The following is a 26,982-nucleotide window of genomic DNA, read 5'->3' on the forward strand; positions in this document are numbered from 1 at the left end:
GGGGGGCCATTTTCCCCGCCATGTCTTCCATCCCCCTGATTGTTCGGGGTTAGGGGAGCTTTGCCCGGCGCGGGGCAGGCTTGCAGTAAAAGGGTTTACCATGGGATTTATACTGAGACGTTTCTCCTTCTATCTGGTCGCCTTCCTGGTGGCCGCCACCATCAACTTCCTGCTACCCAGAGCCATGCCGGGGGATCCTGTCTCCGTCATGTTTGCCCGGGCTGGCGCCATGATGGAACCCGCCGCACTGGAGGCCCTCAAGGCGACCTTCGGCTTTGTGGACGGCCCCATCAGCACCCAATTTCTCACCTATGTGAAGAGCGTCTTCACCTGGGATCTCGGCACCTCGGTGCGCTACTACCCCCAACCGGTTGCTGACGTGCTGGGTCGCGCCATCGGCTGGACCCTGTTCCTGGTGGGCACCTCCACCATTCTCAGCTTCTCCATCGGCTCCATCGTCGGCATCTTCGCCGCCTGGCACCGGGGGGGACGCATGGACAGCATACTCTCCCCGCTCACCCTGGTGATGCAGGCCATTCCGCCCGTGGTCATCTCCCTGCTCGCCCTCTTCCTGTTCGGGGTCAGTCTGGAGTGGCTGCCCATCGGCTATGCCTACAGCCCGGAGATCACCGCCGATTTCGGCTGGGAACACATCAAGAGCATCATGCTGCACGCCGTCATGCCGGTGCTGACGCTGGCCATGGTGCAGGTGGGGGGCTTCCTCATCACAATGCGCAACAACATGATCAACCTGCTGGGGGAGGACTACATCACCATGGCCAAGGCCAAGGGGCTCTCCAGCAACCGGGTCATCTTCAACTACGGTGCCCGCAACGCCATACTGCCGAGCGTCACAGCGCTCTCCATGGCGCTCGGTTTCGTCATCGGCGGCTCCCTCATCACCGAGGTGATCTTCAACTATCCCGGCCTGGGTCTGACCCTCTATCAGGGCATCCTGGCCCGCGACTACCCGCTCATTCAGGGGCAGCTGCTCATCATGACCATCACCATGCTCAGCTTCAACTTCCTGGCCGACGTGCTCTACGTCTTCCTGGATCCCCGTCTGCGTACAGGAGGCAAATAAGATGCGCATGCCGACTATCTTGAAAATCCTGCTGGGCAACAAGAAAGCCGCCTTCGGCCTCTTCATCGTGGTCAGCTTCGTGCTGATGGCGCTGCTCGCCCCGCTGCTGGCCAGCAACGAACCGACCAAGCGGGTCTCCCGTCCGCACCAGCCCCCCAGCGCCGAGTACGTGATGGGCACCACCCGCATGGGCCACGACATCTGGTCCCAGTTTGCCAACGGCGCCCGCATCTCCCTGATGGTGGGCTTCGGGGCCGGCATACTGGTGTGCGCCCTCGCCATCACCATCGGCATCACAGCCGGCTACTTTGGTGGCGTGATCGACGAATGCCTCACCTTCCTGATGAACGTGGTGCTGGTGATCCCCAACCTCCCCCTGCTACTGGTGCTGGCGAGTTTCATCGGGGAGGCGTCACCGACGGTGATTGCGCTCATCATAGGCTTTACCTCCTGGGCCTATGGCGCGCGCGTCATCCGGGCCCAGACCCTGGCCCTGCGCGAGAAAGAGTTCGTCATCGCCGCCGAGGTGCTGGGGGAGCCGGCCTGGCGCATCATTCTGGTGGAGATACTGCCCAACCTCATCTCCATCATAGGGGTGAGCTTCATCGGCTCCATCATCTACGCCATCGTCACCGAGGCGACCCTGGAGTTCCTGGGGCTCGGCGATCCGACCGTGGTCAGCTGGGGCATCATGCTCTACAACGCCCAGACCTCCAGCGCCATCCTGGTGGGTGCCTGGTGGGAGATCCTGGCCCCCTGCTTCGCCATCGCCACCCTGGGCGCGGGCCTGGCCCTGCTCAACTTCGCCATCGACGAGATAGCCAACCCTCAGTTGCGATCCCACAAAGGGCTCAACCGCTGGAAAAAACTCGCCGCGCCCGTCTCAGCACCACAGGAGAGGACAGCATGAAGACCCCACCCCTGCTGTCGGTACGCAACCTCTGCGTCGACTACATCACCGAGAGCGGCGACGTGCGCGCCGTCAACTCGGTCAGCTTTGACATAGCCCCCGGCGAGGTATTCGGCCTCGCCGGCGAGTCCGGCTGCGGCAAGTCCACCATCGCCTTCTCGGTGGCCCGGCTGCACAAGCCGCCCGCCTACATCAGCGGCGGCGAAATCCTGTTCAAGGGCGAGAACATACTCCACTACGGCGAAGAGCGGTTGCGCTCCTATCGCTGGCAACAAGTCTCTGTGGTGTTCCAGTCCGCTATGAACGCGCTCAACCCAGTGCTGCGCATGGAGGAGCAGTTCTGTGACGTGCTGCTGGCCCACAACCCCGGCATGACCCGTTATGAGGCGATCAAGCGCGCCCAGGTGCTGCTGGAGATAGTCGACATACACCCGAGCCGGCTGCGGGATTATCCGCACCAGTTTTCCGGCGGCATGCGCCAGCGGCTGGTGATCGCCATCGCCATGGCGCTCAACCCCGAACTCTTGATCATGGATGAGCCGACCACGGCGCTGGACGTGGTGGTGCAGCGGGAGATATTGCAGAAGGTCTACGCCCTGAAAGAGCAGTTCAACTTCTCCATCCTGTTCATCACCCACGACCTCTCGCTCATGGTCGAGTTCTGCGATCGCATCGGCATCATGTACGCCGGTGAGCTGATCGAGGTGGCCCCTTCCAAGGCGATCCTGACCTCGCCCCTGCACCCCTATACCCGCGGGCTCGGCAACTCCTTCCCGCCCCTGCACGGCCCGAAAACCGTGCTGGAGGGGATCCCGGGCACCCCGCTCAACCTGCTGGAGGTGCCGGTCGGCTGCCGCTTTCAGGCCCGCTGCGGCAAGGTGCACGCGCGCTGCCGCCAGGAGTACACCCGCCTGGTCGAGATCCGGCCGGGACAACAGACCGCCTGCCACCTCCATGAGGCGCAGGATGAGCAACAAGATCCCCTGATCTATCTGGACAAGGCCGCTGGCTGTTAAGGATGTCTGTCATGCAAATCGCCCAAACCGACGCGCCCATCATCGAAGTCCAGCACCTCTACAAGGACTTCCCCGTCAACTCCAATGCCATCAAGAGCGGCAAGATGCGGGCCCTCTCCGACATCACCTTCAACCTGCACCGGGGCCGTGCCCTGGCGGTGGTGGGGGAGTCGGGCTCCGGCAAGAGCACCATCGCCAAGATCATCGCCAAGATGTACAAGCTCTCCAGCGGCCGCATCCTCTATCGCGGCCGGGATCTGGAGGAGTTCAACAAGGGCACGGCTCTGCTCGACTATCGCCAGAGCGTGCAGATGGTGTGGCAAGATCCGTTCGGTTCGCTCAACCCGACCCACACCATCTACCACCACATAGCCCGTCCCCTGCTGCTGCACAGCAAGGTGATCGACAAAAAAGACCTGCCGGACATGGTCCATGCCCTGCTCGAAAAGGTGGGGCTCACCCCGGCCAAGGCAACGGCGGCCAAGTATCCGCACCAGCTCTCCGGCGGCCAGCGCCAGCGGGTCAACATAGCCCGCAACCTGGCGGTGGAGGCGGAAGTGGTGCTGGCGGACGAGCCCACCTCCATGCTCGACGTCTCCATTCGCATCGGCATCCTCAACCTGATGGAGCAGATGAAGAACGAGCTGGGCGTCTCCATGCTCTACATCACCCACGACATCGCCACCGCCCGCTACGTGGCGGAAGACTTGGCGGTGATGTACGTGGGCCACATGGTGGAGTGGGGCGAGGTGGACGAGATACTGCACCACCCCCAGCACCCCTACACCCAGCTGCTCATCTCGGCGGTGCCCGATCCCGAGAAGAGCATCCACGCCGAGCTGGAGGGGGGCCGCAAGGGGGAGATACCGCTCTGGACGCCGGAATCCTGCGGCTGCCCGTTTGCCGGGCGCTGCAATCAGGCCATGGCCCGCTGCAAGGATGAGCTGCCCCCCATCACCAGGCTCGCAGACAACCACTTCGTGCGCTGCTACCTCTACGAATGAGGGTGAGCCTTATAGCGGCCGGACAGCACTGTCCGGCCATGCCTCGCTACGGGGCAGCCACAGCCCCGTGATGTGCCTCACCGCCCGTCGGTGAACCACAGGAGTAATACCTTGATGGAACTCTTGATCAATCAGGTGGGCTACGAGTGCGACGGGCAGAAGATTGCCCTGCTGCAGACCACCACCCAGCTGGCTATCAGCGGCCATGTCAGGCTGCTGCGCCAGTGTGATGACCAGATCCTGTTTGAAACCCCGCTGCAAGCGGCCGGCAGCGTCCCCGGCTGGCAGGGCCGCGCCTACTGGCGCGCCGACTTCTCCGCATTCAAGGAGCCCGGCCACTACCGGCTGGTAACTGTCATCCAGGCCGGCACCGACGAGCGCATGGTCCGCTCCGCCCCCTTCATCATCGGCCAGGGGTTGCTGGCGAGCCGCTGCCTCTCCGATGTCATTCACTACTTCAAGGGCCAGCGCGCCAGCGGCGCCTTCGATCGGGCCGACCGCACCGCCCGGCTGTTTGGCACCGATCAACGCAAAGACGTACACGGCGGCTGGTTCGATGCCAGCGGCGACATGAGCAAGTACCTGAGCCACCTCTCCTACGCCAACTACCTCAACCCCCAGCAGACCCCCATGGTGGTATGGGCCCTGCTCAGGTGCCGTGAACTGCTGGCATCGCGCCGCGACATAGACGGGATCAACCTCTGCAAACGGCTCAATGACGAGGCGCTGCACGGGGCGGATTTTCTCTGCCGGATGCAGGATGAGAGCGGCTTCTTCTACATGACGCTGTTCGACAAGTGGAGCAAGGATCCCGAGCTGCGTGAACTGTGCGCCTACGCCACCCAGCAGGGGATCAAATCCGCCAACTGGCAGGCGGGTTTTCGGCAAGGGGGCGGCATGGCCATAGCGGCGCTGGCCCGCGCCGCCCGCGAGAGCGTCAGCGGCGACCTTGATGCGAGTCACTATGCCGAGGCGGCCAGCCGCGGCTACCTGCACCTGCGCGAGCACAACCTCGCCTATCTGGACGACGGGGTCGAGAACATCCTAGATGACTACTGCGCCCTGCTGGCTGCGGTCGAGCTGACCAAGACCCTGGGCCATGAGTGGCTAAGCGAGGCGAGGGAGTGGGCCGGCAAGCTTTGCGCCCGCCAGCGCCCCCATCCCGAGTTCGGCCACCATTGGTCCGCCAACGAGGATGGCTCGCGTCCCTACTACCACGCCGCCGAGGCGGGCCTGCCGGTGCTGGCACTGCTGGAATACCTAGGCGTAGAGCCGGACAAGGATCGCAAGGCCCAGGTGCAAACCGTGGTGCAGCAGGCGCTGGCCGCCGAGCTGGCGCTGTGCGCCCGGGCAGGCAACCCCTTCGCCCTCGCCCGCCAGTATGTGAAAGGGGTGGATGAGGCGCCTCGCGTCAGCTTCTTCATCCCGCACCACAACGAATCCGGCTACTGGTGGCAGGGGGAGAACGCCAGGCTGGCGTCTCTGGCCGCCATGGCCTTTGCCGCCGCCGAGCAGCTCCCGCCACAATCCGGGCCGCTGCTCGGCTTCGGCCAGCGCCAGCTCGACTGGATCCTGGGGCAGAATCCGTTCAACGCCTGCATGCTGGCGGGCCACGGCATCAACAACCCGAGCTACACAGCCGGTTATCCCAATGCCCTCGGCGGCATCTGCAACGGCATCACGGCCGGCTTCGATGACGAGGCGGATATCGCATTTATTCCAGAGGAGTACAAGGATCGGCTGGATCAGAACTGGCGCTGGGGCGAACAGTGGATCCCCCACGCAGCCTGGTTCGCCCTGGCCATCAGCTGGCAGAGTGCGCTGGGAGGCCGGCATGATTGAGTACTGGGTCGGCGTGGATGGGGGCGGCACCCACACCCGCGCCCGCATTCGGGATCGGGCCGGCAAGCTGCTGGGCGAGGGGCGCGCCGCCGGCTCCAACCTGGAGCTGGGCATAGAGGTCGCCCACGCCAACGTGCTGGCCGCCATCGAGCAGGCCCGCACTGCGGCCGGTCTGCCGGTGGCAAGCGCACAGCAGATGGGGGTCGGGCTGGCACTGGCCTCCGCCGAGCTGGCGGAGTGCTATCACGCCATGCTCGAGATGCCCTTCCCCTTTGCCCGCGTGCGGCTCACCTCGGATGCCTTCGGTGCCTGCCTGGGTGCCTTCGGTGGCAAGGAGGGGGCCATTCTCATCGCCGGCACCGGCTCGGCCGGGCTCCTCTATCGGCATGGCCAACTGCATACCTGCTCCGGCCGCGGTTTTCCCATCTCGGATCTGGGCAGCGGCGCCTGGCTTGGGCTGCGTGCCATCCAGCAGTCCCTGCTCTGCCACGACGGCATCCTGCCCCCCAGCACGCTCGCCATCCGCTTGCTCGACCACTTCAAGCGGGATCAGGCCGACGTCGTGCGCTGGGCATACCGCGCCATTCCGGCCGATTATGGCCGCTTCGCCCCCTGGGTGTTCGATGCTGCCAGCGACGGCGACGAGCTCGCCTGCCAGCTGCTGGACGAGACCTGCGAACAGTTGCGGATCCTGCTGGAGGGGATGCAACAGCTGGGGGCCAGCCAGATCGCCCTGCTCGGCGGCATCGGCATGCGCCTCGCCCCCCGGCTGGCGCACCTCAACCTGGTCAACCCCAAGGCCGATGCACTGGAGGGGGCCATACTGTTTGCCCAGTCGGAGGCCTTCCCATGTCTGCACTGCTGAGCCTTGTCCAATGCGATCTGCCCGTCGGCGGGGACAGAGTCCCCCTCTGCCCGCTCCGGGGTGTGCCCATCTCAGCACTCAGGCTCCCTCCCCGGGTTGACCAGTACCACAAGGAGATGACCGCCTTGTTTGTTCCCTTAACTCCATCAGAGGAATTTTCATGTCTGCACCCCTGATCCACACCCAGGTCGACCGACGCGATGGCGAGGACGTCTGGTTCCGCTTCAACCTGAGCCAGCTGCCGGCCGTCCCCTGGAAGCTCCACTTCTGCCTGGCGCGCCACATAGACCCGGCCTCGGTGCAGGGGGGGGAGCTGGAACGCCAGAGCGGCAGCTACAAGGTGCTGATCCCGGCCGAGGGGCAAAGCGAGCTGCGTTTTTGCTGTCGCAACACCCCCATCAAGCGCCTCTCCGACATGCCGCGCGGCTTCTTCCTGAGCCTGCCCGAGGCCAGCACGGGCCCGCAGCTGATGCCGGTGGTGCTGGCCGATGAGGCGCTGGGCCTGCCGCCAAGCGCGCCCGGCGCCCCGGATCTGCCCGAGGTCGAGTCTCTGGCCGGCATAGTGCCCCAGCCGGATCAGCTGGTGCTGCTGGAGGGCAACTTCCGCTTGGCAGAGCGGGCCCATGTCAGCGGGCCCGGGTCGCTGACCGGCCTGCTGGCCCATTTCAACGAGCTGACCGGGCTGGCGCTGGAGCAGGATCACGATGCCGAGATCCGGCTGCTCGAAGAGCCTCTGGCTGCGGAGGCCTATCGCCTCACCATCACGCCTGAGGGGGTGACCATAGCCGCGGCCGGCGAGGCGGGCTGGCGCCATGGCCTGATCAGCCTGGCCCAGTGGGCCCTGCAACACGGGGAGAGCCTGCCCTGCATCGAGCTCAGCGATGCACCGCGCTTCGGTTTTCGCGGCATCTTCCTCGACTGTGCCCGCCACTTTCACAGCCTGGCCACCCTCAAGCGCCTGCTCAAGCTGATGAGCCTCTACAAGTTCAACCGCTTCCACTGGCACCTGACCGATGACGAGGGGTGGCGACTCGAGATCAAGGCATTCCCCCAGCTGACGGAACGGGCCGCCTGGCGCGGCCACGATCTGCCGGTCGGGCCCCAGCTGAGTGGCGGCGCCGAGCCCTACGGCGGCTACTACAGCCAGAGCGAGGTGCGCGAGCTGGTGGCCTATGCCGCCGGACTCGGCATCACAGTCATTCCCGAGATCGACATACCGGGCCACTGTCATGCGGCCATCAAGGCGCTGCCCGAGCTGCTGGTGGAAGCAGCCGACCGCTCCCGCTACCTGTCGGTGCAATATTTCGACGACAACGTGCTCAACCCGGCCCTGCCCGGCACCTATCAGTTCCTGGAGGCGGTGATCGACGAGGTGTGCGAGCTGTTCCCGGGCCCGCTGGTACACATGGGGGGAGACGAGGTGCCGACCGGGGTCTGGACCGACAGCCCGGCCTGCCGGCAGTTGATGGCGCAGCAGGGGTATCAGGATTGCCGCGAGCTGCAGGGCCACCTGCTGCGCCACTGCCAGCAATATCTGGCTGGCAAGGGCAAGCGAATGCTGGGTTGGGAGGAGATATTGCACGGCGACAAGGTGAGCCGGGATGCCACCATCTTCGCCTGGACCAGCTTCCAGGCAGGGCTGGATGCGGCTGCGGCCGGCTATCCGGTGGTGATGGCACCGGCCCAGCACCTCTATCTGGATCTGGCCTGGAGCCAGGACATCCATGAACCCGGCCTCTACTGGGCGGGCACCCTCAATCTGGAGCAGGTCTATCGATGCGATCCTGCTCCGGCCGATTTCCATGCCAACGATAACATCCTGGGGGTGCTGAGCCCCTTATGGTCGGAGCTGGTGACCTCTCGTGACCGCCTCGACTATATGTTGTTCCCGCGCATGCTGGCCACCGCCGAGGTGGCCTGGAGCGACCCCGCCCGCAAGGCGTGGGATCACTTCGCCGCCCGCCTGCCGGGCCAGCTGCAGATCCTCGACCAGCTACAGGTGCGTTACCGGGCGCCGCAGAGGTAGTGTTATCTTTCTGTTTGGCGACCTTTCGGTCGCCTTTTTTTACCATCCACCAACAAAAAACCAACTTTCCCCTACCATTCATCCGCCATTATTGGCAAAATTCAGCCCCCTATGAAGCCGACTTGGCGCACCCTGACAAGCACCTGCAACCACGCCCGGATCTGCCACAATAACAACGATAAAACTATCAACAAGAACATCGGAGCCTATCCCTATGACTCGCAGAGACGTCCATACCCTGGACAGCGAAGTGGAGTTTCCTGCCGACGAACAACTGGTTTCCACCACGGACCTGCGCGGGGTGATCACCTACGCCAACCCCGCCTTCTGTCGCATCGCCGGCTACCCCGTTGAAGAACTGGTCGGCCACAACCACAACCTGGTGCGCCACCCCGACATGCCCAAGGCCGCCTTCGCCGATCTCTGGGCCCGCCTCAAGGAGGGCAAGCCCTGGCGCGGCATGGTGAAGAACCGCTGCAAGGATGGCCGCTACTACTGGGTCGATGCCTATGTGACCCCCATCTACGAGGGGGGCAGAGTCAGCGGTTACCAGTCGGTGCGCTGCAAACCTGAACCCCAGCTCAAGCGAGTCGCCAGCCAGACCTATCAGGCCCTGCTCAAGGCGGAGCGCGGCTCGGCCAGCAGCCTCCCTTCCCTCAGCCGCATACGCCTGCCTGTGCTGGGCCTGCTGTTGCTCGGTCTGTTTGGCTGGGCCTTCAGCAGTCAGGGCCCCATGACAGCCCTGCTGATGCTGCTGCCCCTGCTGCTCATAGGCGGCGCTTGCTGGCGCGAGCTCTTCGCCCTGCCGCTCTATCTGCAGCAGCTCGGCCGCGAATACGACAGCCTGACCCGGCTGGTCTACTCGGGCGACGGCCCCGGCGCCATCGCCGACTTTCACATCAAGATGCTGCAGGCCCGCATTCGCACCGTGCTGGGTCGGGTCAACGATGCGACCCAGCCGCTGCAGACCCTGGCTACCAAGCTGAAACAGGCCTCCCATCAGGCCTGCCTCGACATCAACGAGCAGGATGCCCAGACCCAGCAGATGGCAGCCGCCATGACCCAGATGGCCAGCACGGCCCACGAGATAGCCCACAACATCCAGAACTCCAACGGTCAGGTCAACGAGGCCCGCAGCCGCTGCGAGCACACCAACAAACAGCTGAGCCAGACCGAGCAGCGCATCGAGCAGCTCGCCAGACAGGCGGAGCTGGCGTTCAACTCGGCGGTGGAGCTGGCCAGCGAGTCGGAGCGGATCGGCAGCGTGATGGGCGAGATCCAGGGCATAGCCGATCAGACCAACCTGCTGGCCCTCAACGCCGCCATCGAGGCGGCGCGGGCCGGTGAGCAGGGCCGCGGTTTTGCGGTGGTGGCCGACGAGGTGCGCACCCTGTCGACCCGCACCCACAAGGCGACCGAGCAGATCCAGGGCAGCATACAGCAGATCCAGCACACCCTGGGACGCTGGAAGGGGATGATGCAGGAGAACCTGCAACAGACCCGCGAATGCGCCGAGATGACCCGCCAGGGCGCCAGCAGCCTGCACTCTGTGCTGGAAGAGATAGAGCTGGTCACGGAACACTCCACCCAGATCGCCGCCGCCGCCGAGCAGCAACAGGCGGTGGTGGAGGAGATCAGTCGCAGCATCAACCAGATCTCCCAGTACTCCCACGCCAACAGCCAGAAGATGCAGGAGGTCGACGACTCGAGTCAGGAGCTGCTGGAACGCACCAAACAGCTCAAGGGGCTCAGTCAGACCTTTGGTTGAAGCGGTTGCCACCCCTATCACAGAAGCGCCACAATGGCGCTTCTGTCGTTTCTGGAGAGTCAGACCCATGAGAATGGAGCCAGCCCCTGCCACCCTGAACAAGGTCGCCCGTATCGAGGCGATCCTCGCCCTGATCCCGGCCGGCAAGGTGGTCAGCTATGGTCAGGTGGCGGATCTGGCGGGACTGCCCGGTCGGGCCCGGCTGGTAGGCAAGGTGCTGCGGGAAACGGACAAGGTGCTGCCCTGGCATCGCGTGCTGGGCGCAGGCGGCACCATTTCACTGCCAAAAGGGTCGACAGGCTTCACGGAACAAACGGGGCGATTGCAGCAGGAGGGTGTGCCTGTGATTGGCGGGCGGGTAAAGATGCGGGAGTGGCAATGGCAGCCCGACCTGGCCGAGCTGCTATTCCTCATTCCCTTTTAAACCAGGGTGTCACGGCTTCTCATGACGTTCTGTTGAGCCAAAGAGCGCCCATAACGCCTTGCCTCCTGGTACATCACAGCGTGAGAGGAGCCAGGATCTCGTCGCTGCGCACCTGCACGGGTATGGTTTCATACTCCCGTTGCAACAACACCAGCAGACTCTGCCTGTCCACCTCCAGCACATAGGCAGTACCTTCCCGGGTCAGACAGGTCATTCCCGGCCGGATCTCGTTAATCTCCATCACAACCTCCGTGTACAGCGCTGCCATCCTTGCAGCGGTTTCAGTATACCGCCATCTCCCAACAAAAAGGCCCCAGCAAGGGGCCTCTTTCATCATAGTGTGAACTGCGCGCCATCAGGCCTTCTTCGACTTGGCCAGGCTCTCCTGCCACTTGCCGTTGTCGTAGTGCGCCGTCCAGCCCGTTGCCTTGCCGTTGACCTCGGTCATCACGTACTGCTCCTTGGTCTTGCGACTGAAGCGCACGATGGAGGCGTTACCGTCAGGATCTGACGCCGGGGCGTCGGCCAGGTACTGGTGCTTGGGCGAGAGGCGATCCTTGAAGCGCTTGAGCTCTTCCACCAGAGGCGCACGGGTCTCGCGGGATTTCGGGAAGTTGCTGGCAGCCAGGAACAGGCCGGCCGCCCCGTCACGCAGCACGAAGTGGGCGTCGGACTGGGTGCACTTGAGCTCGGGCAGCGGTACAGGATCTTCCTTCGGCGGCGCTATGTCGCCGTTTTTCAGGATCTTGCGGGTGTTTTTGCAAGTCTCGCTGGTGCAACCCATGTACTTGCCGAAACGGCCGTTCTTGAGCTGCATCTCGGATCCGCAGCGATCGCACTCTATGCTCGGCCCTTCGTAGCCCTTGAGCTTGAACTGGCCCTTCTCGATCTCGTAACCATCGCAATCCGGGTTGCGACCACAGACGTGCAGCTTGCGGCTGTCGTCAATGATGTAGGCGTCCATGGCGGTGCCGCAGACGCCGCAGCGGTGCTTGGCGCGCAGCGCCTCGGTTTCGGCCTCGTCACCGTCGGTGGCGGAGACGAATTCGTCGGCGGAGACCAGGTTGATGGTCTTCTTGCAGCGCTCTTTCGGCGGCAGGGCGTAACCTGAGCAGCCGAGGAAGACGCCTGTGGTGGCGGTACGAATGCCCATCTTGCGGCCGCAATCCGGGCAGTCGATGTCGGTCAGCACCATCTGGTTGGCACGCATGCCCCCCTCTTCCGCGTCCCGATCCGCTTTTGCCAGCTCCTGAGTAAATTCTTCGTAGAAGGCATCCAGCACCTTCTTCCACTCCAGGCTGCCTTCGGCTATGCCATCGAGCTTGTCTTCCATCTTGGCGGTGAACTCGTAGTTCATCAGCTCGACGAAGTTCTCGACCAGACGGTCGGTGACGATTTCACCCATCTTCTCGGCGAAGAAACGGCGGCTCTCGACCCGCACATAACCGCGATCCACGATAGTGGAGATAATGGAGGCGTAGGTGGAAGGACGGCCAATGCCGCGTTTTTCCAGCTCGCGCACCAGGGCCGCTTCGGTGAAACGCGCAGGCGGCTTGGTGAAGTGCTGACGGGGATCCAGCTTGACCAGTTTGAGGATCTCGCCCACCGTCACCGCCGGCAACTGGCTGTCGTCGCCCTTGCGACCCATGGGTGGCAGCGCCTTGGTCCAACCGGCGAAGCGCAGGGTGCGACCACGGGCCTTCAACTCGAACTCACCGGCCTTGACGGTCAGGGTGGAGGAATCGTACTGGGCCGGGGTCATCTGGCAGGCCACGAACTGGCGCCAGATCAGGTCATAGAGCCGCATCGCATCCGGCTCCATGCCTTCCAGCATCTCGGCCGTGACCAACACGCTGGAGGGACGGATCGCCTCGTGAGCCTCCTGGGCACCGGCCTTGGAGCCGTAGAGATTCGGTTCACTCGGCAGATAGGCGGCGCCATACTGCTCGCCGATATATTCCCGCAGCGCCTCGACCGCCTCTTTGCTGAGGTTGGTGGAGTCGGTACGCATGTAGGTGATGTAGCCCGCTTCATACAGACGCTGGGCCATCATCATGGTCTTCTTCACCCCGAAGCTCAGACGGGTCGATGCCGCCTGTTGCAGGGTGGAGGTAATGAAGGGGGCGGACGGCTTGGAGCCGGTCGGCTTGTCTTCCCGGTTCACCACCTTGTAGTCGACCCCTTCCAGGGCGGCCACGGCGGCAAAGGTCTCGGCCTGGGTGACCGGCTTGAAGTCGGCGCCGTTGCGGCTGACCACTTCCATGCGCAGGTCGGCCTTGTCACCGGTCAGCAGGTCGGCGTTGAGATCCCAGAACTCGACCGGCACGAACGCTTTGATCTCGCGCTCTTTATCGACGATGAGACGCACAGCGACGGACTGTACCCGGCCGGCGGAGAGACCGCGAGCCAGCTTCTTCCACAGCAGGGGGGAGACCATGTAGCCCACTACCCGATCGAGGAAACGACGAGCCTGCTGGGCATTGACGCGGTGGATGTTCAGCTCGGATGGCTGGGCAAACGCCTCCTGAATCGCGGTCTTGGTGATCTCGTTGAACACCACCCGCTTGTAGCGGCTGTCGTCACCACCGATGATCTCGCGCAAGTGCCAGGCGATCGCCTCTCCCTCTCTATCCAAGTCGGTTGCGAGATAGATGGTGTCAGCCTTGGCGGCCAGACTTTGCAACTCACTGACCACTTTCTCTTTGCCGGGCAAAATCTGGTAGTTGGCCTGCCAGCCTGCGGTCGGATTGATCCCCATCCGTGAGAACAGGGCATTGCGATCCTTGGCAGCCTTCTCTGATTCGCTCAGCTTGATGCCGCGAATGACAGGTTTTTTGGGCTCGTTGCTGGCGCTGCCACTGGTGGGCAGATCGCGAACATGACCGACGCTGGATTTCACCACGTAGTCCTTGCCCAAATATTTGTTGATGGTCTTGGCCTTGGCCGGAGACTCCACTATGACCAGTGATTTGCCCATGCTGTAACTATTATCCTCATTGCACCCGACGGGGTTGGTGTGCGGTTTTGTGGGGCTGTATAAGAGATTTGACGCGAAAAAGCAATCTTGTGAGCAAATTAGCTCACCCGCCCGAACCAGCTGACCTCTTTATTTATTAATGCGAAGCCGAGCCGCGGGAAGCAACCGCTTTTTTATTTTTATGCTATATCCACCCCCTTTTTATATTTGAAACGACATAACCAACCGCTCTTGTAACATAACAAACCACTTTGGTTATCAGCTTGTTACAAAAGACAAAATCTCCTTATAATGGCTGCATCCCGCAGCTTTGTGCGCGGAAGGAACCGCTACCCATATAAAAATCGAAAGGATGTACGCAATGAAGCACTTCGAGGTCAACTTCGACGGCCTGGTCGGCCCGACCCACAACTATGCCGGCTTGTCCTATGGCAACGTCGCCTCCCAGAGCAACGCCAAGGAGGCGTCCAATCCGAAGGAGGCGGCCAAGCAGGGGCTGCGCAAGATGAAGGCGCTGACCGAGCTTGGCATGACCCAGGGGGTGCTGGCACCGCAGGAGCGGCCGGATCTCGCGACCCTGCGCCGCCTCGGCTTCACCGGCAATGATGCAAGCGTGCTGGCCCAGGCCGCGAAACAGGCGCCCGCCGTGCTGGCCGCCTGTTATTCGGCCTCCAGCATGTGGACCGCCAACGCAGCCACCGTCTCCCCGAGTGCCGATACCCAGGATGGCCGCATTCACTTCACCCCCGCCAACCTGACCAACAAGTTCCACCGCTCCCTCGAACCCGAGGTGACCGGCCGCATACTGCGCGCCGTGTTCAACAACGATCGCCACTTCTATCACCACCAGCACCTGCCGGAGAACGACCACTTCGGTGACGAGGGCGCCGCCAACCACACCCGGCTGTGCCGTGCCTATGGCGAGTCCGGGGTCGAGCTGTTCGTCTATGGCCGCAGCGCCTTTGATGTCTCCCAGCCCGCCCCCAAACGCTACCCGGCCCGCCAGACCCTGGAGGCCAGCCAGGCCATCGCCCGTTTGCACGGTTTGAGCGAAGAGAGCGCCGTCTTCATCCAGCAGAATCCGGAGGTGATCGATCAGGGGGTGTTCCACAACGACGTGATAGCGGTAGGCAACCAGAACGTGCTCTTCTTCCACCAGCAGGCCTTCCTCAACACGGCGTCGGCGCTGGCCGAGGTGCGCAATAAGTTTGGCGAGGGCGAGTTGCACTTCATCGAGGTGCCGACTGCCGAGGTGTCGGTGCAGGATGCGGTGAAATCCTATCTGTTCAATACCCAGATCCTGACCCTGCCCTCCGGCGAGATGGCGATCATCGCGCCCACCGAGTGTCGCGACAATCCGGCCGTATCGGCCTACCTCGGCCAACTCCTCGCCCAGGGCACCCCCATCAAGCAGGTGCACTACATGGACGTGAAGCAGAGCATGCGCAACGGCGGTGGCCCCGCCTGCCTGCGGCTGAGAGTCGCCATGAACGATCAGGAGCTGGCGGCGGTCAACCCGGCCTGCCTCATCAACGACAGCCAGTTTGCCCGCCTCGACAACTGGGTGGATCGCCACTACCGCGACAGCCTGGCGCTGGACGATCTGCGCGACCCGGCGCTGGTGCAGGAGTCCCGCTGTGCGCTGGACGAGCTGACCCAGATCCTGAAACTGGGCTCCGTCTATCCCTTCCAGCGCTGAGTCGCTGGATAGCAAAAGCCGGGCAAGTGCCCGGCTTTTTCATGCCCATGGTGCAAGCGAGGCCTCAGCGCCAGGGGCTCTGCTGCCATAGACGACCCAGGCTCGACTCCAGCGCCAGGGCGGCCTGCTGGCCCAGTTTCTGGGTCAGGCTCTTTGGCTTGCGATAGCTGATGCCGACCACCTTGTGATGGCTGGCCTGGGCCAGCAGGTAGTCGTCGCTGGTGCAGAGGGTATCCACCAGCCCCAGCCCCTTGGCCTGACTCGCCAGCCAGTGCTCCCCCGTGGTGACGCTGTCTATGTCGAGGTGGGGCCTGTGCTCGGCCACGAACGCCTTGAACCGCTCGTGGATGGCGCCCAGCTCCTCGCGAAACTTCTCCCGCCCCAGATCGTCGTTCTCACCGAACATGGTGATGGTGCGCTTGTACTGGCCAGCTGTGTGCATCTCGAATTCGATGTCGTGCTTTTTCAGGAGCTTGTTGAAGTTCGGCAACTGGGCTATCACGCCGATGGAGCCGACGATGGCAAAGGGTGCAGCCAGGATCTGATCTGCCACGCAGGCCATCATGTAACCGCCGCTCGCCGCCACCTTGTCGATGGCCACGGTGAGCTTGATGCCCTTGTCGCGCAGTCGCTGCAGCTGGGATGCGGCCAGGCCATAGCCATGGACCACGCCGCCGCCGGATTCTAGCCGCAGCAACACCTCGTCACCGGACTGGGCGACGCCTATCACGGCGCTCACCTCTTCCCGCAGGGAAGCCACCTCTTTGGCATCCATGCTGCCGTTGAAATCGAGCACAAACAGCCGGCTGCGCTCGTCTTCGGTCTTGGCGCGGGCCTTGTGTTCGGCCTTGCGCGCCTTCTCCAGCTGCTTGCGCTCGGTCTTGCCGGCCAGCGCCGCCTGCAACTGGTAACGCCCCTGCTCCAGTTCGCTGGAGAGGTCGGTCACCACCAGCTCACCCTTGCGGGATTTCGGCTGACGGCTGCTGATCACCATCAGGATGACGGCAGCTATGGCCAGCAGTAAGGTGAGGGTCTTGGCCAGGAACAGGCCATATTCGGTCAAAAATGCCACTTGATGCTCCGCTCAGTGTTCGAGTTTTTCACATTCTAGGGAGTTTGCCGGGCTCGCGCAAAAACTCTGCGACAGTGGCTCAAAAAACACACTCCGCAATCACAACCCCTCTATTTTCTTCACATTTTTGCCGTCTCATACTGGTCAAATGCCGTGCGGGGTCAGTACACTTGCCCCTCTATTGCCGCGCGCATCTGCCACGAACTTGTTAACAGGAGTTGTCATGCTCGATTATCAGGCCCCCCGGGATCTGCTCAAGCACAAGGTCATTCTGGTCACAGGTGCCGGTGACGGCATAGGCCGCGAAGCCGCTATCACCTATGCCGCCCACGGCGCTACCGTGATCCTGCTCGGCCGCACCAGCGCCAAACTCGAGGCGGTTTATGACCAGATCGAGGCCGCCGGTTATCCCCTGCCCGCCATAGTGCCGGTGGACCTGAAAGGTGCCACCGCCGCCCACTACCGCGGCATGGCCGAGACCTTCGCCCAGCAGTTTGGCCGCCTCGATGGCGTGCTGTTCAACGCCGGCCTGCTCGGCACCCTCTCCCCCTTCGAACACATTCAGGAGCAGGAGTGGGACGAGGTGATGCAGGTCAACGTCAAATCCGAGTTCCTGCTGACCCAGGCGCTGCTGCCGCTGATCCGCCAGACCGCCAAGGAGCACGGTGAGGCCTCCATCGTCTACACCTCCTCCAGCGTGGGCCGCAAGGGCCGCGCCTACTGGGGCACCTACGCCATCTCCAAGTTCGCCATCGAGGGCATGATGGAAGTGCTGGCCGACGAGCTGGAAAACACGGCTGTGCGGGTCAACACCCTCAACCCGGGCGGTACCCGCACCAAGATGCGCGCCAGCGCCTTCCCGGCGGAAGATCCCCAGCAGCTCAAGACGCCAGCCGATCTCATGCCGCTCTATCTCTATCTGATGGGGGCCGACAGCCGTGGCAAAACCGGCCAGACCTTTGTGGCCCAGCCCAAATAAATCAACAAAATAACCGGAACCCTGCGCCGCATGGGGTTAAATTCAATAGGGTGCCGCCGGCACCCCGTTGCAGCCCCTTACCACATACGATCCCTGATCAGGTTGAGATATGTTTCGTCCCAAGAGCACGTTTGAGCAATGGCGGATCTTTCAGGCCGTGGTGGACTGTGGCGGTTATGCCCAGGCCGCCGAGGCGCTGAACAAGAGCCAATCCTCTCTCAATCATGCGGTGGCCAAGCTGCAGCAGAGTCTGGGGGTGCCTCTGCTGGAAGTGAGGGGGCGCAAGGCGGTATTGACCCAGGCCGGGGAGATCTTCCTCAAGCGGGCGCGTCAGCTCAGCCAGCAGGTGGAAGAGCTGGAAAACCTGGCCAACAACCTGGAGCGGCAGTGGGAGCCGCAGATCAACCTCTATGTTTCCGTGCTGCAGCCACGGGAGCGCCTCTATCGGGCGCTGGCCCACTTCTATCCCCGCAGCCGGGGCTGCCGCGTCAATCTGCACGAACGCATTCACTGCCACTTCAACGCCTTGCAAGTGGGGGATCTGATGCTCTCCGAGCACCTGCCCCAGGATCGCACCGGCCTGCCGCTGGACGAGGTGTGCCTGCTGCCGCTCTGCTCGGCCGACCATCCCCTCGCCGCCCTGGCCGGGGCCGTTTCAACCGACGAGCTTGCCAGCCACAACCAGATAAGCCTGCATCCCCCCATTCACCGCTCGGTGGACTGGAACGATGCGGACGACACCGGCTGGAAGGCGACCCACTACCACGAAGTGATCGCCATGCTCAAACTCGGCCTCGGCTATGCCTGGCTGCCCCGCCATCTGGTGCAGGAGGAGCTGGCCAACGGCGTCCTGGTGCCGCTGGATCTGGCAAGCGGCAACGAGCGCCATCTCTACACCTATCTGCTGACCCCGTCAGCGGATTCGCTGGGGCCGGCCACCGAGCTGCTGCTGCGCTGCCTGCGCAACGAATATCAGAACGACAACGACAAGTAAGCCCAAGCCGTCAGGCAGCCTGCGTCACCCATAGCCAACAGGTCACAGACCGGCCTCACACATTGGGCACCCGCCAGCAGGCGCCCAGTGCCGCCAGCGCCAGTGCCGTCGCCACCATGAAGACCCCGTGAAAACTCCAGATCTCGGCCACAGTCCCCGCGATGGCCCCCGCCATGATGGAGCCGGTGCGTATGCTGTTGGCAAACAGGGTAGTCGCCACCCCGGCGCGCCCCGGCATCAGATCCTGGAAGTAGGACATGCCGATCCCGGCGACTATGCCGATGAAGATGGCGTTGAGCAGTTGCAGCGCGATGAGCGCAGACTGGCTCGACAGAGTGACCAGCCCCACGTAGAAACCCACCCCGGCCAGCACGGCCACCAGCATCATGGGACGCTTGCCGAAGCGCTGGGTGTAGTAGCCCGCCAGCAGCATGAAGGGGATCTCGAGGGCTGCCGCCGTGCCCATCAGCACACCGGCCAGCTTCTCCTCCAGCCCCAGCTCGCGGGTGATGTAGAGCGGCATGTTGATGAGGTACATGCTGTTGCAGGTCCACATCAGGGTGGAGGCGATGAACAGCGCCCGCACCGAGGGATCCTTCCAGCTGCTGACCCGCTCAACCTCGCTGTTTGGCGTGGGCAGCGGCAGGGAGGGCAGCCAGCGCCACACCACGAAGGCACAGATGAGGTAGGCCAGGGCGGAGGCGAGATACATCACCTCGAAGCCATAGCCGATGGCCAGTGCGAAGGCGATGGGGGGGCCAATCACCCAGGCCAGGGAGAACTGGGCCCGCAGCACGGAGCTGAACATGTCCGCCCGCTTGTTGCGGCTGTCGGCATATTCCCGCGCCAGGGCAAACAACTGGGGACTGGCGGTGGCGGCCAGGCTGGCCAGCAGCACCCCCAGGCTCACCAGCAACCAGTAGTTGCGATTCCAGGCGAACAGCAGGGAGAGCACCACACCCGCGAAGCAACAGCGCAGGATCAGCCGCTTGCGATCCCCCTTGCTGTCGGAGCGGTGGCCGAGCCACTGACTGATGAGGATGCCGATCACGGCGTTGACCGTGTAAAACAGTCCGACCAGCAAGGGGCGCACCTGCACCTCTTCGGCCAGAAACAGGCTCAAGGTAGGCACCTGGAGCGCCACCGCCACCCCAGTCATAAAGGTCACGGCCAAAAAAGAGAGGGAGACGGGATCCGACCTCTTCAGAGCGGCGGTCAACAAGCTCATAGGATTACCACTGATTGGGGGGAAGAAAACTGGCCAAAATTCGGCAAGTGCATGAAATAGCGTCGCTTATTTTATGTCATTATCAAGAGTCACCTCAAGGCTTGCGACCCCGCGCCCGACCCCGTACATTGAAAGCCCACTGCCCAGCATAAGGATTTCACATGTTTGATTTTGACCGGGAAATAGATCGTCGCGATACCATGAGTCTGAAATGGGACAAGTACAAGGGACAGGACGTGCTGCCCATGTGGGTAGCCGACACCGACTTTGTCTCGCCGCCCGCCGTCGTCGAGGCCCTCACCCAGCGGGTCGCCCACGGCATCTTCGGTTACTCGCGCCCCTCTGCCCGGCTGATCGAACTGATCATGGCGCGTCTGGCCAGCCGCTACGGCTGGACCATCCAGCCGGAGTGGCTCGTCTTCCTGCCCGGCGTGGTACCCGGCTTAAACCTTGCCTGCAAGGCCTGGAGCCAGCACGGCCGCGGCATCATCACTCCCAAGCCGGTCTACTACCCCTTCCTGCAGGCACCCGGGTTCAACGATCGCCCCCTGCTCACAGTGCCCATGGTGGAAGAGGCCGGTCGCTGGGTGCTGGATCTGGAGGAGCTTGAGCGTCAGGCCCCGGCGGCGGATCTGCTGCTGCTGTGCAATCCGCACAACCCGGGCGGTACCGTGTTCACCCGCGAGGAGCTGGAAGCCATAGACGCCATCGCCGAGCGCCACAATCTGGTTGTCTGCTCGGACGAAATCCATTGCGACCTGCTGCTGGATAAAGATGCCCGCCACATACCCTATGGCGCCATCAGCCCGGAAGCAGCCGAGCGCTGCGCCGTCATGATGGCTCCGAGCAAGACCTTCAATATCGCGGGTCTGTGCTGCGCCTTCGCCGTGGTGCCCAACGCCCGCCTGCGCCTCAAGCTGCAACAGGCGATGCGCGGCATCAGCGCCGACGTCAACCTGCTGGGCTTCGTGGCGGCCGAAGCGGCCTATGAGGGAGGCGACCCCTGGCTCAGCGAACAGCTCGACTACCTGGCCGCCAACCTGACGCTGATCGAGCAGGCGGTCGCCCGCTGGCCCGGTATCAAGCTGGCGCGCCATCAGGCCACCTACCTCGCCTGGATCGACGTCAGTGCGCTCGGTCTCGAGGATCCCATCGCCTTCTTCGAGCAGGCGGGGGTGGGACTCTCCCCCGGCGCCCAGTTCGGCGATGGCCAGTTCGTGCGGCTCAACTTCGGTTGCACCCGGGCACGGCTGACCGAAGCGCTGGCCCGGATGGAGAAAGCGATCCAGACTCGCATCTGATGGCAATAGGGTATATTTTTGCGGCTGAATGTCAGCTGCACCAGCCGCCGCCATAAGCGATGAGATCGGGTTTGAATGGCACATGCCATGCAAACCCGGCTCTGCGCCAAACAGCGGCAGGCCGTGATGTCAGACGGGATGGGCTTGGCCCATCCTTTTTATCAGCCATTGATCCGGTTCATTATGTTGCCAAGCGCCCTGCACCACCTGTCGACCCTGTCTCGTACCGCCCTGCCCTGGCTGGCTGCAGCCCTGGTGCTGCCCCTGCACGCCGCCACGCCGGCCTATCTCACCATAGGCACGGGGGCGCTCAACGGCGTCTACTATCCGGCGGGAGGGGCCATCTGCCGCCTGCTGAACGAAGATAACGCCAACCACGGGCTGCACTGCGCCGTGCAGAGCACCTCGGGCTCCCTCGCCAACCTGAAGGAGCTGGGCCAGGGGAAAATCCAGCTGGCGCTGGTGCAGTCGGATGTGGTGCACCACGCCGCCCACGGCACAGGCCCCTTCGTGGGCCAGCCGCCCAACGACCGGCTGCGCAGCCTGTTTCGACTCCATCAGGAGTCGCTGACCCTGCTCGCCGGTGCCAACAGCAACATCAACACCCTGGCCGACATCGAAGGCAAGCGGGTCGATCTGGGCAATCCGGGGTCGGGAGAGCGCGTCACCAGCCAGGCCCTGCTCGATGCCATGGGCTGGCAGGAGAGCAGCTTCGCACCCGTCATTCCCTCCTCCATCAACAACCGGCTGGAGGGGCTCTGCGACGGCACCCTGGACGCCGCCTTCATGGTGGCGGGCCACCCCAATCAGGGCATAGGGGATCTGACCGGTCGCTGCAAGGCGCGCATCATTCCCATCGAGGGGGAGCAGATCGATCGCCTGCTCAAGAACCACCCTTATTACCAGCGCGGCCGCATCGGCGCCAACCTCTACCCGGGCCAGCCCAGCGGCGTCAACACCTTCGCCGTCACCGCCGAACTGGTTGCGCTGGACAGCCTGCCAGACACCCAGGTGCGCACAGTGCGCAACGTGCTGACCGCACGGCTCAAGCAGTTCACCCGTCTGCATCCGGCGCTGACCACCCTCACCCTGGACTCCATGCTGGCGGAGGCCGAGGTGCCGCGTCACCCGGGCATGGAGGATGCCGTCCTGCCGCCGCCATCACTGCTCCCCGAATCCCTGACCCCCCAGGAGTCAGAGGGCTCGACGGCAACCCTGGCAGCCCAGTCGGCGGCGCAGGCCACCGGGAATAGCGCAGCAGCACAGGCAGCAACCTCGGGTGCAATGGCAACCCAGCCGGTGGCGCCTGTCTCGACCGCCCAGACCACGCAAGCCGTGACTATGGACGCCCCCTCGGCCGCATTGGCTACGCAAGCCGTGACGGCGGAGCCACCTTCGGCCGCTGCAGCCACACAAGGCGCCTCGGCCGCACTCGGCTCGGCACCCGCCGATACGCAAGGGGCGGCACCCAGTGCCGCCAGTGGCAGCCTGAACCAGCCCCTGCCGGTCACTCCTTCGGCAAGCGTGCCCTTCCAGTAATCCCACGTACCGCCAACGAAAGAGGCCACCTGTCTGGGTGGCCTCTTCTTTTGCATTGCAGCTGTTGCCTTGCACCTTTTACCTTGTTCTGTAGCAGCTCATGCGCACACGGGCCGCAACACTGTGGCCGATCGCTATCTTCCCTTCCGGCCCAGTCAACCCCGGTCAGGCGCCCGCCGTGAAACCGGGCGCACGAGGGGCCGAGGGGCATCCCGCCTGCTTGTCCCGCCGGGCCTGATCAGCCTTCTGCCCTGGGCGCCGCTTGATGGCGGGCGTCGGGCTGCAATATCTCCTCCTCCACCCAGTGCAGCAGCTGCTTGATGGCCCGCGACAACACCTGATTCTGGCGCACCACATACCCCAGGCTGGTACCGGGAAAGTCGGTCAGACGGGTCACGGGCGCAGTGAGCTTGAGGCGCGGGTGGAGCGAGAAGTCCGGCACTATGGCGACCCCGAAGCCCGCCTCGGCCCAGTCGAGCTGGGCATCCACGCTGCCCACCTCCATGATGCGGCAGCTCGGCAGCCCGAGCAGGGGTAGCGAGGGGTCGATCAGGGCGCGGGTGCGGGTGTCGTGGCCGAGCAGGATCAGGGTCGGCTCGTCGAGGGGATCGCTCTCACCCGCCTTGGCCCTCGCCTGCCAGCGGGCCAAGCCGTGTCCCAGTGCACACCAGGTCACCTGCTGCAATTCTGTGTAGAACAGCGGTTCGCTGCGCTTTTGCGCCATCACGAAGCCGAGATCCGCCTTGCCGGCCTTGACCAGCTCGGCCGCCTGATCCGAGGTGGTGTTGAACAGGGTGAGATCGATGCCGGGAAAGGCCTGCTTGAAGCGCTGGAACGGCTGGATCAGCAGCAGGCGGGAGATGATGTCGCTGGCGGCGATGGCCAGCGTGCCCTGGCTCAGCTGGTTGAGGGCATTGAGATCGGACTGGCACAACAGCAGCTCGTTGATGGCACGCTCGGCGCTTTGCAGCAGTCGCTCACCGGCCTGGGTCAGCCGAAACGGGCTGCGCTCAATCAGCTTGACCCGGGTGGCCTGCTCCAGATTCTTGAGATGCAGGCTGACGTTGGGCTGGGTCATGTGCAATTCGGTGGCGGTCTGGCCGAAGTGCTGCAGGCGGGCCAGGGTAACGAAGGTGTGCAGCCAGTGAATGTCCAGCATGGGGGTCCTCTTGTTTTCCACATCTGTGCCCATGACGCGGGCCAGCGCGGCAACACTGGGCGTCTTGCCGGTAAATTCGCCACGATTATATGGTTTTCTTATCGGAATTATAAAGATAATTAATTTTTCTAATCCGCCCCAGCCTCCTAGGATGGACGCCTAACGTCTTAGGAGAAAGAGTCATGTCGTCTATCGTAGTCGTAGGTGCTAACTGGGGTGATGAAGGCAAAGGCCGCATCGTCGATTATCTGGCAGGTCAATCCGCCGCCAGCATCCGTTTTCAGGGCGGCAACAACGCCGGCCACACCGTCGTCAACGACCTGGGCACCTTCAAGCTGCACCAGTTGCCGAGCGGCGTATTCAACCCGGAGTGCCTGGTTGTCCTCGGCCCTGGCATGGTTATCAGCCCGGAGCCGCTGACCCGCGAGCTGGCTGAAGTGAAAGCCGCCGGCGTGACCCCGAAACTGGCCATCTCAGATCGCGCCACCTTCTGCCTGCCGATCCATGCGCTGGAAGATACCCTGGAAGAAGTCCGTCTGGGTGATGGCGCCTATGGCTCCACCCGTCAGGGCATAGCCCCGGCTTACGGTGATCGGGTCATGAAAAAAGCGATCCTGGTCGGCTGGCTGAAACAGCCGGACGTGCTGGTCGAGCGCATCCAGTTCTTCCTCGACTGGAAACTGCCGCAGCTCAAAGCCCTCTACCCGAGCTTCGAGTTCAGCCAGACCGCCCAGGAAATGGCCGACTGGCTGCTGGAAGTCTCCGCCCCCTGGATCGACGCAGTCTGCAACGTCAGCGAGCCGCTCAAGGCCATTCAGGCCCAGAACGGCACCCTGCTGTTCGAAGCCCAGCTGGGCGCCGGCCGTGACCTCATCTACGGTGAGTACCCCTGGGTGACCTCTTCCCACGTTTCCGGCGCCTACGCCGGTATCGGTGGCGGCCTGCCGGCCCTGCGCCCCGAGCGCGTGATTGCCGTGGCCAAGGCGTTCAGTACCTCTGTCGGTACCGGCACCCTGATCACCGCCATGGAGAACCAGGAAGAGTTCCGCAAGTTCGCCAACGAGTTCGGTGCCACCACAGGCCGTCCCCGTGACATCGGCTACTTCGACGCCGTTGCCACCAAGCAGGGTCTGGAGATCCAGGCCGCCAACGAGATCGCCCTGACCAAGCTGGACTGCCTCTCCGGCATGCCGGATCTGAAGATCTGCGTGGCCTACGAAGGCGCCAACACCGAGAACCCGATCTGGCCGCAGACCGCCGGTCTGAAGCCGGTGTACGAGTCCATGGAAGCCTGGAGCGAAGACATCTCCCACATCCGCAAGTTCGAAGACTTGCCCAAGGCTGCCCAGCACTACGTGCTGCGCATCGAAGCCCTGCTGGGTGTGCCGGTTCCCATGGTCTCCGTCGGCCCGGGCCGCGAGCAGATGATACTGCGCTAAGCCGCCTCGCTGCTGCCAGCAAGATGTCAAAACCGGCCTCCATGAGGCCGGTTTTTTTTATGGCCGCCGCACCACAAGCCGCCCACTTCCTTGCCATCTCACCTCGCCATCCCACTCTTTTCCCACCCAGATGCAGTTCGGCTCACAATCAGCCACCGACAACTCGATATTGAGCCTTTGGGTTGCACCCGAATCGCCCCGCTTCGCTAGACTGATCCCGTCATCAGGATCCTCTCGGCGGGATCCCGTCATCCATAAAGGAGCACCACAATGAAATTACCCCTGCGTTCCACCCTGCTCTCCCTGCTGTGCCTGGCGGCCCTGCCCGCCTCTGCCATGACCTTGAAGAGCGCTGACATTCAGGAAGGCCAGCTGATGGACAAGGCGTTCAGCTTCAACGGCTTCGGCTGCAAGGGGGAGAACCGCTCGCCCCAGCTGAGCTGGCAGGATCTGCCGGCCGGCACCAAGAGCGTCGCCATCACCGCCTATGATCCCGACGCCCCCACCGGCAGCGGCTGGTGGCACTGGCTGGTGGTGAACCTGCCGGCCAACCAGAGTTCACTTGCCAGCAACGTCTCCGGCAAACTCAAACAGGGCCTTGAGCTGAGAACCGACTTCGGCAGCCAGGGCTACGGCGGCCCCTGCCCGCCCGCCGGTCACGGCATGCACCGCTACCAGTTCACCGCCTGGGCTCTGCCCGAAGCCAAACTCGAGGTCAAGGCAGATACCCCGCCCGCCATGGTAGGCTACATGCTCAATGCCATGGCGCTGGGCAAGGCCACCCTGACCGCCACCTTCGTCACCCCCTAGGAGCCCGCCGGATGAGCGCCCCCTTGCTGCAACTGCATCACTATCTCGGGATCCGTCAGCAGCCGCTGCACAGGGTGCTCATCTATGCGCCGACCATCATCTGGGTACAACAGGGCCACAAGCAGCTGTGGTGGCAGGACAGGCGCCTGTCGTTTGACAAGGGGAGCTGGCTGCTGATCCCGGCAGGCCACCAGCTCACCTTCGTCAACCAGCCCGAACAGGGCAAGTTCAGATCCCATGCCCTGACCCTGCTGGCCCCGCCCCCTACCGAGTGGCTGACTGACGCCCCGGGCACCCGGCTCAGGGAACCGCGCCTTGAGATAAGTCCGGCGCTGGCGTTCTGCTTCGAGCTGGTCTGCTCCATGGCCAGCCGCACGCTGAGCCAGGCCACCCAGACCCAGCTGCTGCACGGCTTCTATGCCGAGCTGCAGGCCGCCGGCGGTCTCGACCTGCTGTTTCCCGCCAGCACAATGACGCTCGGGGAGCGGCTGGCCCGCTACCTCGGGGTGGAGCCCGGCGCCGACCACAGGCTGGAGACCATAGCCCCCCACTTCGCCATGAGCCGCGCCTCCCTGGTGCGCAAGCTGGCCGCCGAGGGGCGCAGCTTTCGCCAGCTGCTGGCCCAGGTGCGCATGAGCCACGCCCTCACCCTGCTGCAACAGGCCCTCACTCCGCTGGAGGTGGCCCTCGCCTGCGGTTATGACTCTCCCAGCCGCTTTGCCGCCCGTTTCAAGCAGGAGTTCGGTCTGACTCCCCACCAATATCTGCGTACCTGTCCCTCAATGGACACTCAACGCCAAGTAAATAGTTACTAAAACACCCTGCAATGTAACCTCGTGTAACCCG

Annotated in this window: 22 protein-coding genes; 17 read left to right on the forward strand and 5 right to left on the reverse strand. The window is 63.6% G+C overall.

Annotated features, from left to right (window positions below; translation table 11 throughout):
• Positions 1–100 precede the first annotated feature (100 nt).
• From AACQ95_RS09670 to AACQ95_RS09710, 9 genes are all read left to right on the forward strand, one after another.
• Entirely contained in the window at positions 101–1,084 is a 984-nt protein-coding gene (locus AACQ95_RS09670; RefSeq protein WP_042867464.1) for an ABC transporter permease, read from the forward strand.
• 1 nt (position 1,085) lies between these two features.
• Entirely contained in the window at positions 1,086–1,994 is a 909-nt protein-coding gene (locus AACQ95_RS09675) for an ABC transporter permease (RefSeq protein ID WP_098983113.1), read from the forward strand.
• Positions 1,991–3,010 (forward strand): ABC transporter ATP-binding protein, encoded by a 1,020-nt coding sequence (locus AACQ95_RS09680; protein ID WP_043556351.1) that lies wholly within the window; start codon positions 1,991–1,993, stop codon positions 3,008–3,010. Before AACQ95_RS09675 ends, AACQ95_RS09680 begins: the two co-directional genes overlap by 4 nt.
• Before the next feature lie 11 nt (positions 3,011–3,021).
• Positions 3,022–4,014: an ABC transporter ATP-binding protein gene (locus tag AACQ95_RS09685; RefSeq protein ID WP_241278455.1), complete on the forward strand. Its 993-nt coding sequence runs from the start codon at positions 3,022–3,024 to the stop codon at positions 4,012–4,014.
• A gap of 114 nt (positions 4,015–4,128) precedes the next feature.
• Positions 4,129–5,856, forward strand: a complete 1,728-nt coding sequence (locus AACQ95_RS09690; RefSeq protein WP_241278456.1) for a glycoside hydrolase family 9 protein — start codon at positions 4,129–4,131, stop codon at positions 5,854–5,856.
• Positions 5,849–6,721, forward strand: coding sequence for a BadF/BadG/BcrA/BcrD ATPase family protein (locus AACQ95_RS09695; RefSeq protein ID WP_241278457.1), 873 nt, complete (start codon positions 5,849–5,851; stop codon positions 6,719–6,721). Before AACQ95_RS09690 ends, AACQ95_RS09695 begins: the two co-directional genes overlap by 8 nt.
• Positions 6,722–6,881: 160 nt before the next feature.
• Positions 6,882–8,747 (forward strand): beta-N-acetylhexosaminidase, encoded by a 1,866-nt coding sequence (locus tag AACQ95_RS09700; RefSeq protein WP_241278458.1) that lies wholly within the window; start codon positions 6,882–6,884, stop codon positions 8,745–8,747.
• A 214-nt stretch (positions 8,748–8,961) separates the two neighbouring features.
• Complete coding sequence (locus AACQ95_RS09705) at positions 8,962–10,515, forward strand: methyl-accepting chemotaxis protein (RefSeq protein ID WP_241278459.1); 1,554 nt, start codon at positions 8,962–8,964, stop codon at positions 10,513–10,515.
• Between the two features lie 67 nt (positions 10,516–10,582).
• Complete coding sequence (locus AACQ95_RS09710) at positions 10,583–10,939, forward strand: MGMT family protein (protein ID WP_241278460.1); 357 nt, start codon at positions 10,583–10,585, stop codon at positions 10,937–10,939.
• 73 nt (positions 10,940–11,012) lie between these two features.
• Here AACQ95_RS09710 and AACQ95_RS09715 read toward each other — a convergent pair whose 3' ends face one another.
• Complete coding sequence (locus tag AACQ95_RS09715) at positions 11,013–11,180, reverse strand: hypothetical protein (protein ID WP_005312189.1); 168 nt, start codon at positions 11,178–11,180, stop codon at positions 11,013–11,015.
• A gap of 114 nt (positions 11,181–11,294) precedes the next feature.
• Entirely contained in the window at positions 11,295–13,916 is a 2,622-nt protein-coding gene (gene topA, locus AACQ95_RS09720) for a type I DNA topoisomerase (RefSeq protein ID WP_043556342.1), read from the reverse strand.
• A gap of 361 nt (positions 13,917–14,277) precedes the next feature.
• Here topA and astB point away from each other — a divergent pair, with 361 nt between their 5' ends.
• Positions 14,278–15,615 (forward strand): N-succinylarginine dihydrolase, encoded by a 1,338-nt coding sequence (gene astB / locus AACQ95_RS09725; RefSeq protein ID WP_241278461.1) that lies wholly within the window; start codon positions 14,278–14,280, stop codon positions 15,613–15,615.
• Positions 15,616–15,679: 64 nt separating this feature from the next.
• Here the strand turns inward: astB and sohB are convergent, their stop codons facing one another.
• Positions 15,680–16,687, reverse strand: coding sequence for a protease SohB (sohB, locus tag AACQ95_RS09730; RefSeq protein ID WP_058393651.1), 1,008 nt, complete (start codon positions 16,685–16,687; stop codon positions 15,680–15,682).
• 223 nt (positions 16,688–16,910) lie between these two features.
• Here sohB and AACQ95_RS09735 point away from each other — a divergent pair, with 223 nt between their 5' ends.
• The gene (locus AACQ95_RS09735) at positions 16,911–17,666 is read left to right on the forward strand and encodes a YciK family oxidoreductase (protein WP_043135552.1); all 756 of its coding nucleotides are present in this window, start codon (positions 16,911–16,913) and stop codon (positions 17,664–17,666) included.
• A 109-nt stretch (positions 17,667–17,775) separates the two neighbouring features.
• Entirely contained in the window at positions 17,776–18,660 is an 885-nt protein-coding gene (locus AACQ95_RS09740; protein WP_241278462.1) for a LysR family transcriptional regulator, read from the forward strand.
• Between the two features lie 55 nt (positions 18,661–18,715).
• Here the strand turns inward: AACQ95_RS09740 and AACQ95_RS09745 are convergent, their stop codons facing one another.
• Positions 18,716–19,888: an MFS transporter gene (locus tag AACQ95_RS09745; protein ID WP_043135556.1), complete on the reverse strand. Its 1,173-nt coding sequence runs from the start codon at positions 19,886–19,888 to the stop codon at positions 18,716–18,718.
• Between the two features lie 161 nt (positions 19,889–20,049).
• On the opposite strand from AACQ95_RS09745, the gene AACQ95_RS09750 reads away from it, so the two are divergent.
• Both AACQ95_RS09750 and AACQ95_RS09755 read left to right on the forward strand, forming a co-directional pair.
• Positions 20,050–21,189 carry a MalY/PatB family protein gene (locus tag AACQ95_RS09750; protein WP_241278463.1) on the forward strand — a complete coding sequence of 380 codons (1,140 nt, stop codon included), beginning with the start codon at positions 20,050–20,052 and terminating at the stop codon, positions 21,187–21,189.
• A gap of 183 nt (positions 21,190–21,372) precedes the next feature.
• Positions 21,373–22,728 carry a TAXI family TRAP transporter solute-binding subunit gene (locus tag AACQ95_RS09755; protein ID WP_241278464.1) on the forward strand — a complete coding sequence of 452 codons (1,356 nt, stop codon included), beginning with the start codon at positions 21,373–21,375 and terminating at the stop codon, positions 22,726–22,728.
• Between the two features lie 238 nt (positions 22,729–22,966).
• Here the strand turns inward: AACQ95_RS09755 and AACQ95_RS09760 are convergent, their stop codons facing one another.
• Entirely contained in the window at positions 22,967–23,887 is a 921-nt protein-coding gene (locus tag AACQ95_RS09760; RefSeq protein WP_241278465.1) for a LysR family transcriptional regulator, read from the reverse strand.
• Between the two features lie 182 nt (positions 23,888–24,069).
• Between AACQ95_RS09760 and AACQ95_RS09765 the strand changes: the two genes are divergently transcribed.
• The 3 genes from AACQ95_RS09765 (at position 24,070) to AACQ95_RS09775 (ending at position 26,951) form a co-directional block, all read left to right on the forward strand.
• Complete coding sequence (locus AACQ95_RS09765; RefSeq protein WP_042867442.1) at positions 24,070–25,326, forward strand: adenylosuccinate synthetase; 1,257 nt, start codon at positions 24,070–24,072, stop codon at positions 25,324–25,326.
• 270 nt (positions 25,327–25,596) lie between these two features.
• Positions 25,597–26,136, forward strand: coding sequence for a YbhB/YbcL family Raf kinase inhibitor-like protein (locus AACQ95_RS09770; protein ID WP_241278466.1), 540 nt, complete (start codon positions 25,597–25,599; stop codon positions 26,134–26,136).
• Positions 26,137–26,147: 11 nt separating this feature from the next.
• Positions 26,148–26,951 carry a helix-turn-helix transcriptional regulator gene (locus tag AACQ95_RS09775; RefSeq protein WP_241278467.1) on the forward strand — a complete coding sequence of 268 codons (804 nt, stop codon included), beginning with the start codon at positions 26,148–26,150 and terminating at the stop codon, positions 26,949–26,951.
• Positions 26,952–26,982: the final 31 nt, after the last annotated feature.

This window comes from Aeromonas sp. MR19 (genome assembly GCF_963899305.1).
In the GTDB taxonomy this organism is placed as follows: domain Bacteria; phylum Pseudomonadota; class Gammaproteobacteria; order Enterobacterales; family Aeromonadaceae; genus Aeromonas; species Aeromonas bestiarum.

Coding starts and splice junctions, on each gene's coding strand:
- AACQ95_RS09670 (WP_042867464.1), top strand. CDS start 101: ATGGGATTTATACTGAGACGTTTCTCCTTCTATCTGGTCGCCTTCCTG.
- AACQ95_RS09675 (WP_098983113.1), top strand. CDS start 1,086: ATGCGCATGCCGACTATCTTGAAAATCCTGCTGGGCAACAAGAAAGCC.
- AACQ95_RS09680 (WP_043556351.1), top strand. CDS start 1,991: ATGAAGACCCCACCCCTGCTGTCGGTACGCAACCTCTGCGTCGACTAC.
- AACQ95_RS09685 (WP_241278455.1), top strand. CDS start 3,022: ATGCAAATCGCCCAAACCGACGCGCCCATCATCGAAGTCCAGCACCTC.
- AACQ95_RS09690 (WP_241278456.1), top strand. CDS start 4,129: ATGGAACTCTTGATCAATCAGGTGGGCTACGAGTGCGACGGGCAGAAG.
- AACQ95_RS09695 (WP_241278457.1), top strand. CDS start 5,849: ATGATTGAGTACTGGGTCGGCGTGGATGGGGGCGGCACCCACACCCGC.
- AACQ95_RS09700 (WP_241278458.1), top strand. CDS start 6,882: ATGTCTGCACCCCTGATCCACACCCAGGTCGACCGACGCGATGGCGAG.
- AACQ95_RS09705 (WP_241278459.1), top strand. CDS start 8,962: ATGACTCGCAGAGACGTCCATACCCTGGACAGCGAAGTGGAGTTTCCT.
- AACQ95_RS09710 (WP_241278460.1), top strand. CDS start 10,583: ATGAGAATGGAGCCAGCCCCTGCCACCCTGAACAAGGTCGCCCGTATC.
- AACQ95_RS09715 (WP_005312189.1), bottom strand. CDS start 11,180: ATGGAGATTAACGAGATCCGGCCGGGAATGACCTGTCTGACCCGGGAA.
- topA (WP_043556342.1), bottom strand. CDS start 13,916: ATGGGCAAATCACTGGTCATAGTGGAGTCTCCGGCCAAGGCCAAGACC.
- astB (WP_241278461.1), top strand. CDS start 14,278: ATGAAGCACTTCGAGGTCAACTTCGACGGCCTGGTCGGCCCGACCCAC.
- AACQ95_RS09735 (WP_043135552.1), top strand. CDS start 16,911: ATGCTCGATTATCAGGCCCCCCGGGATCTGCTCAAGCACAAGGTCATT.
- AACQ95_RS09740 (WP_241278462.1), top strand. CDS start 17,776: ATGTTTCGTCCCAAGAGCACGTTTGAGCAATGGCGGATCTTTCAGGCC.
- AACQ95_RS09745 (WP_043135556.1), bottom strand. CDS start 19,888: ATGAGCTTGTTGACCGCCGCTCTGAAGAGGTCGGATCCCGTCTCCCTC.
- AACQ95_RS09750 (WP_241278463.1), top strand. CDS start 20,050: ATGTTTGATTTTGACCGGGAAATAGATCGTCGCGATACCATGAGTCTG.
- AACQ95_RS09755 (WP_241278464.1), top strand. CDS start 21,373: ATGTTGCCAAGCGCCCTGCACCACCTGTCGACCCTGTCTCGTACCGCC.
- AACQ95_RS09760 (WP_241278465.1), bottom strand. CDS start 23,887: ATGCTGGACATTCACTGGCTGCACACCTTCGTTACCCTGGCCCGCCTG.
- AACQ95_RS09765 (WP_042867442.1), top strand. CDS start 24,070: ATGTCGTCTATCGTAGTCGTAGGTGCTAACTGGGGTGATGAAGGCAAA.
- AACQ95_RS09770 (WP_241278466.1), top strand. CDS start 25,597: ATGAAATTACCCCTGCGTTCCACCCTGCTCTCCCTGCTGTGCCTGGCG.
- AACQ95_RS09775 (WP_241278467.1), top strand. CDS start 26,148: ATGAGCGCCCCCTTGCTGCAACTGCATCACTATCTCGGGATCCGTCAG.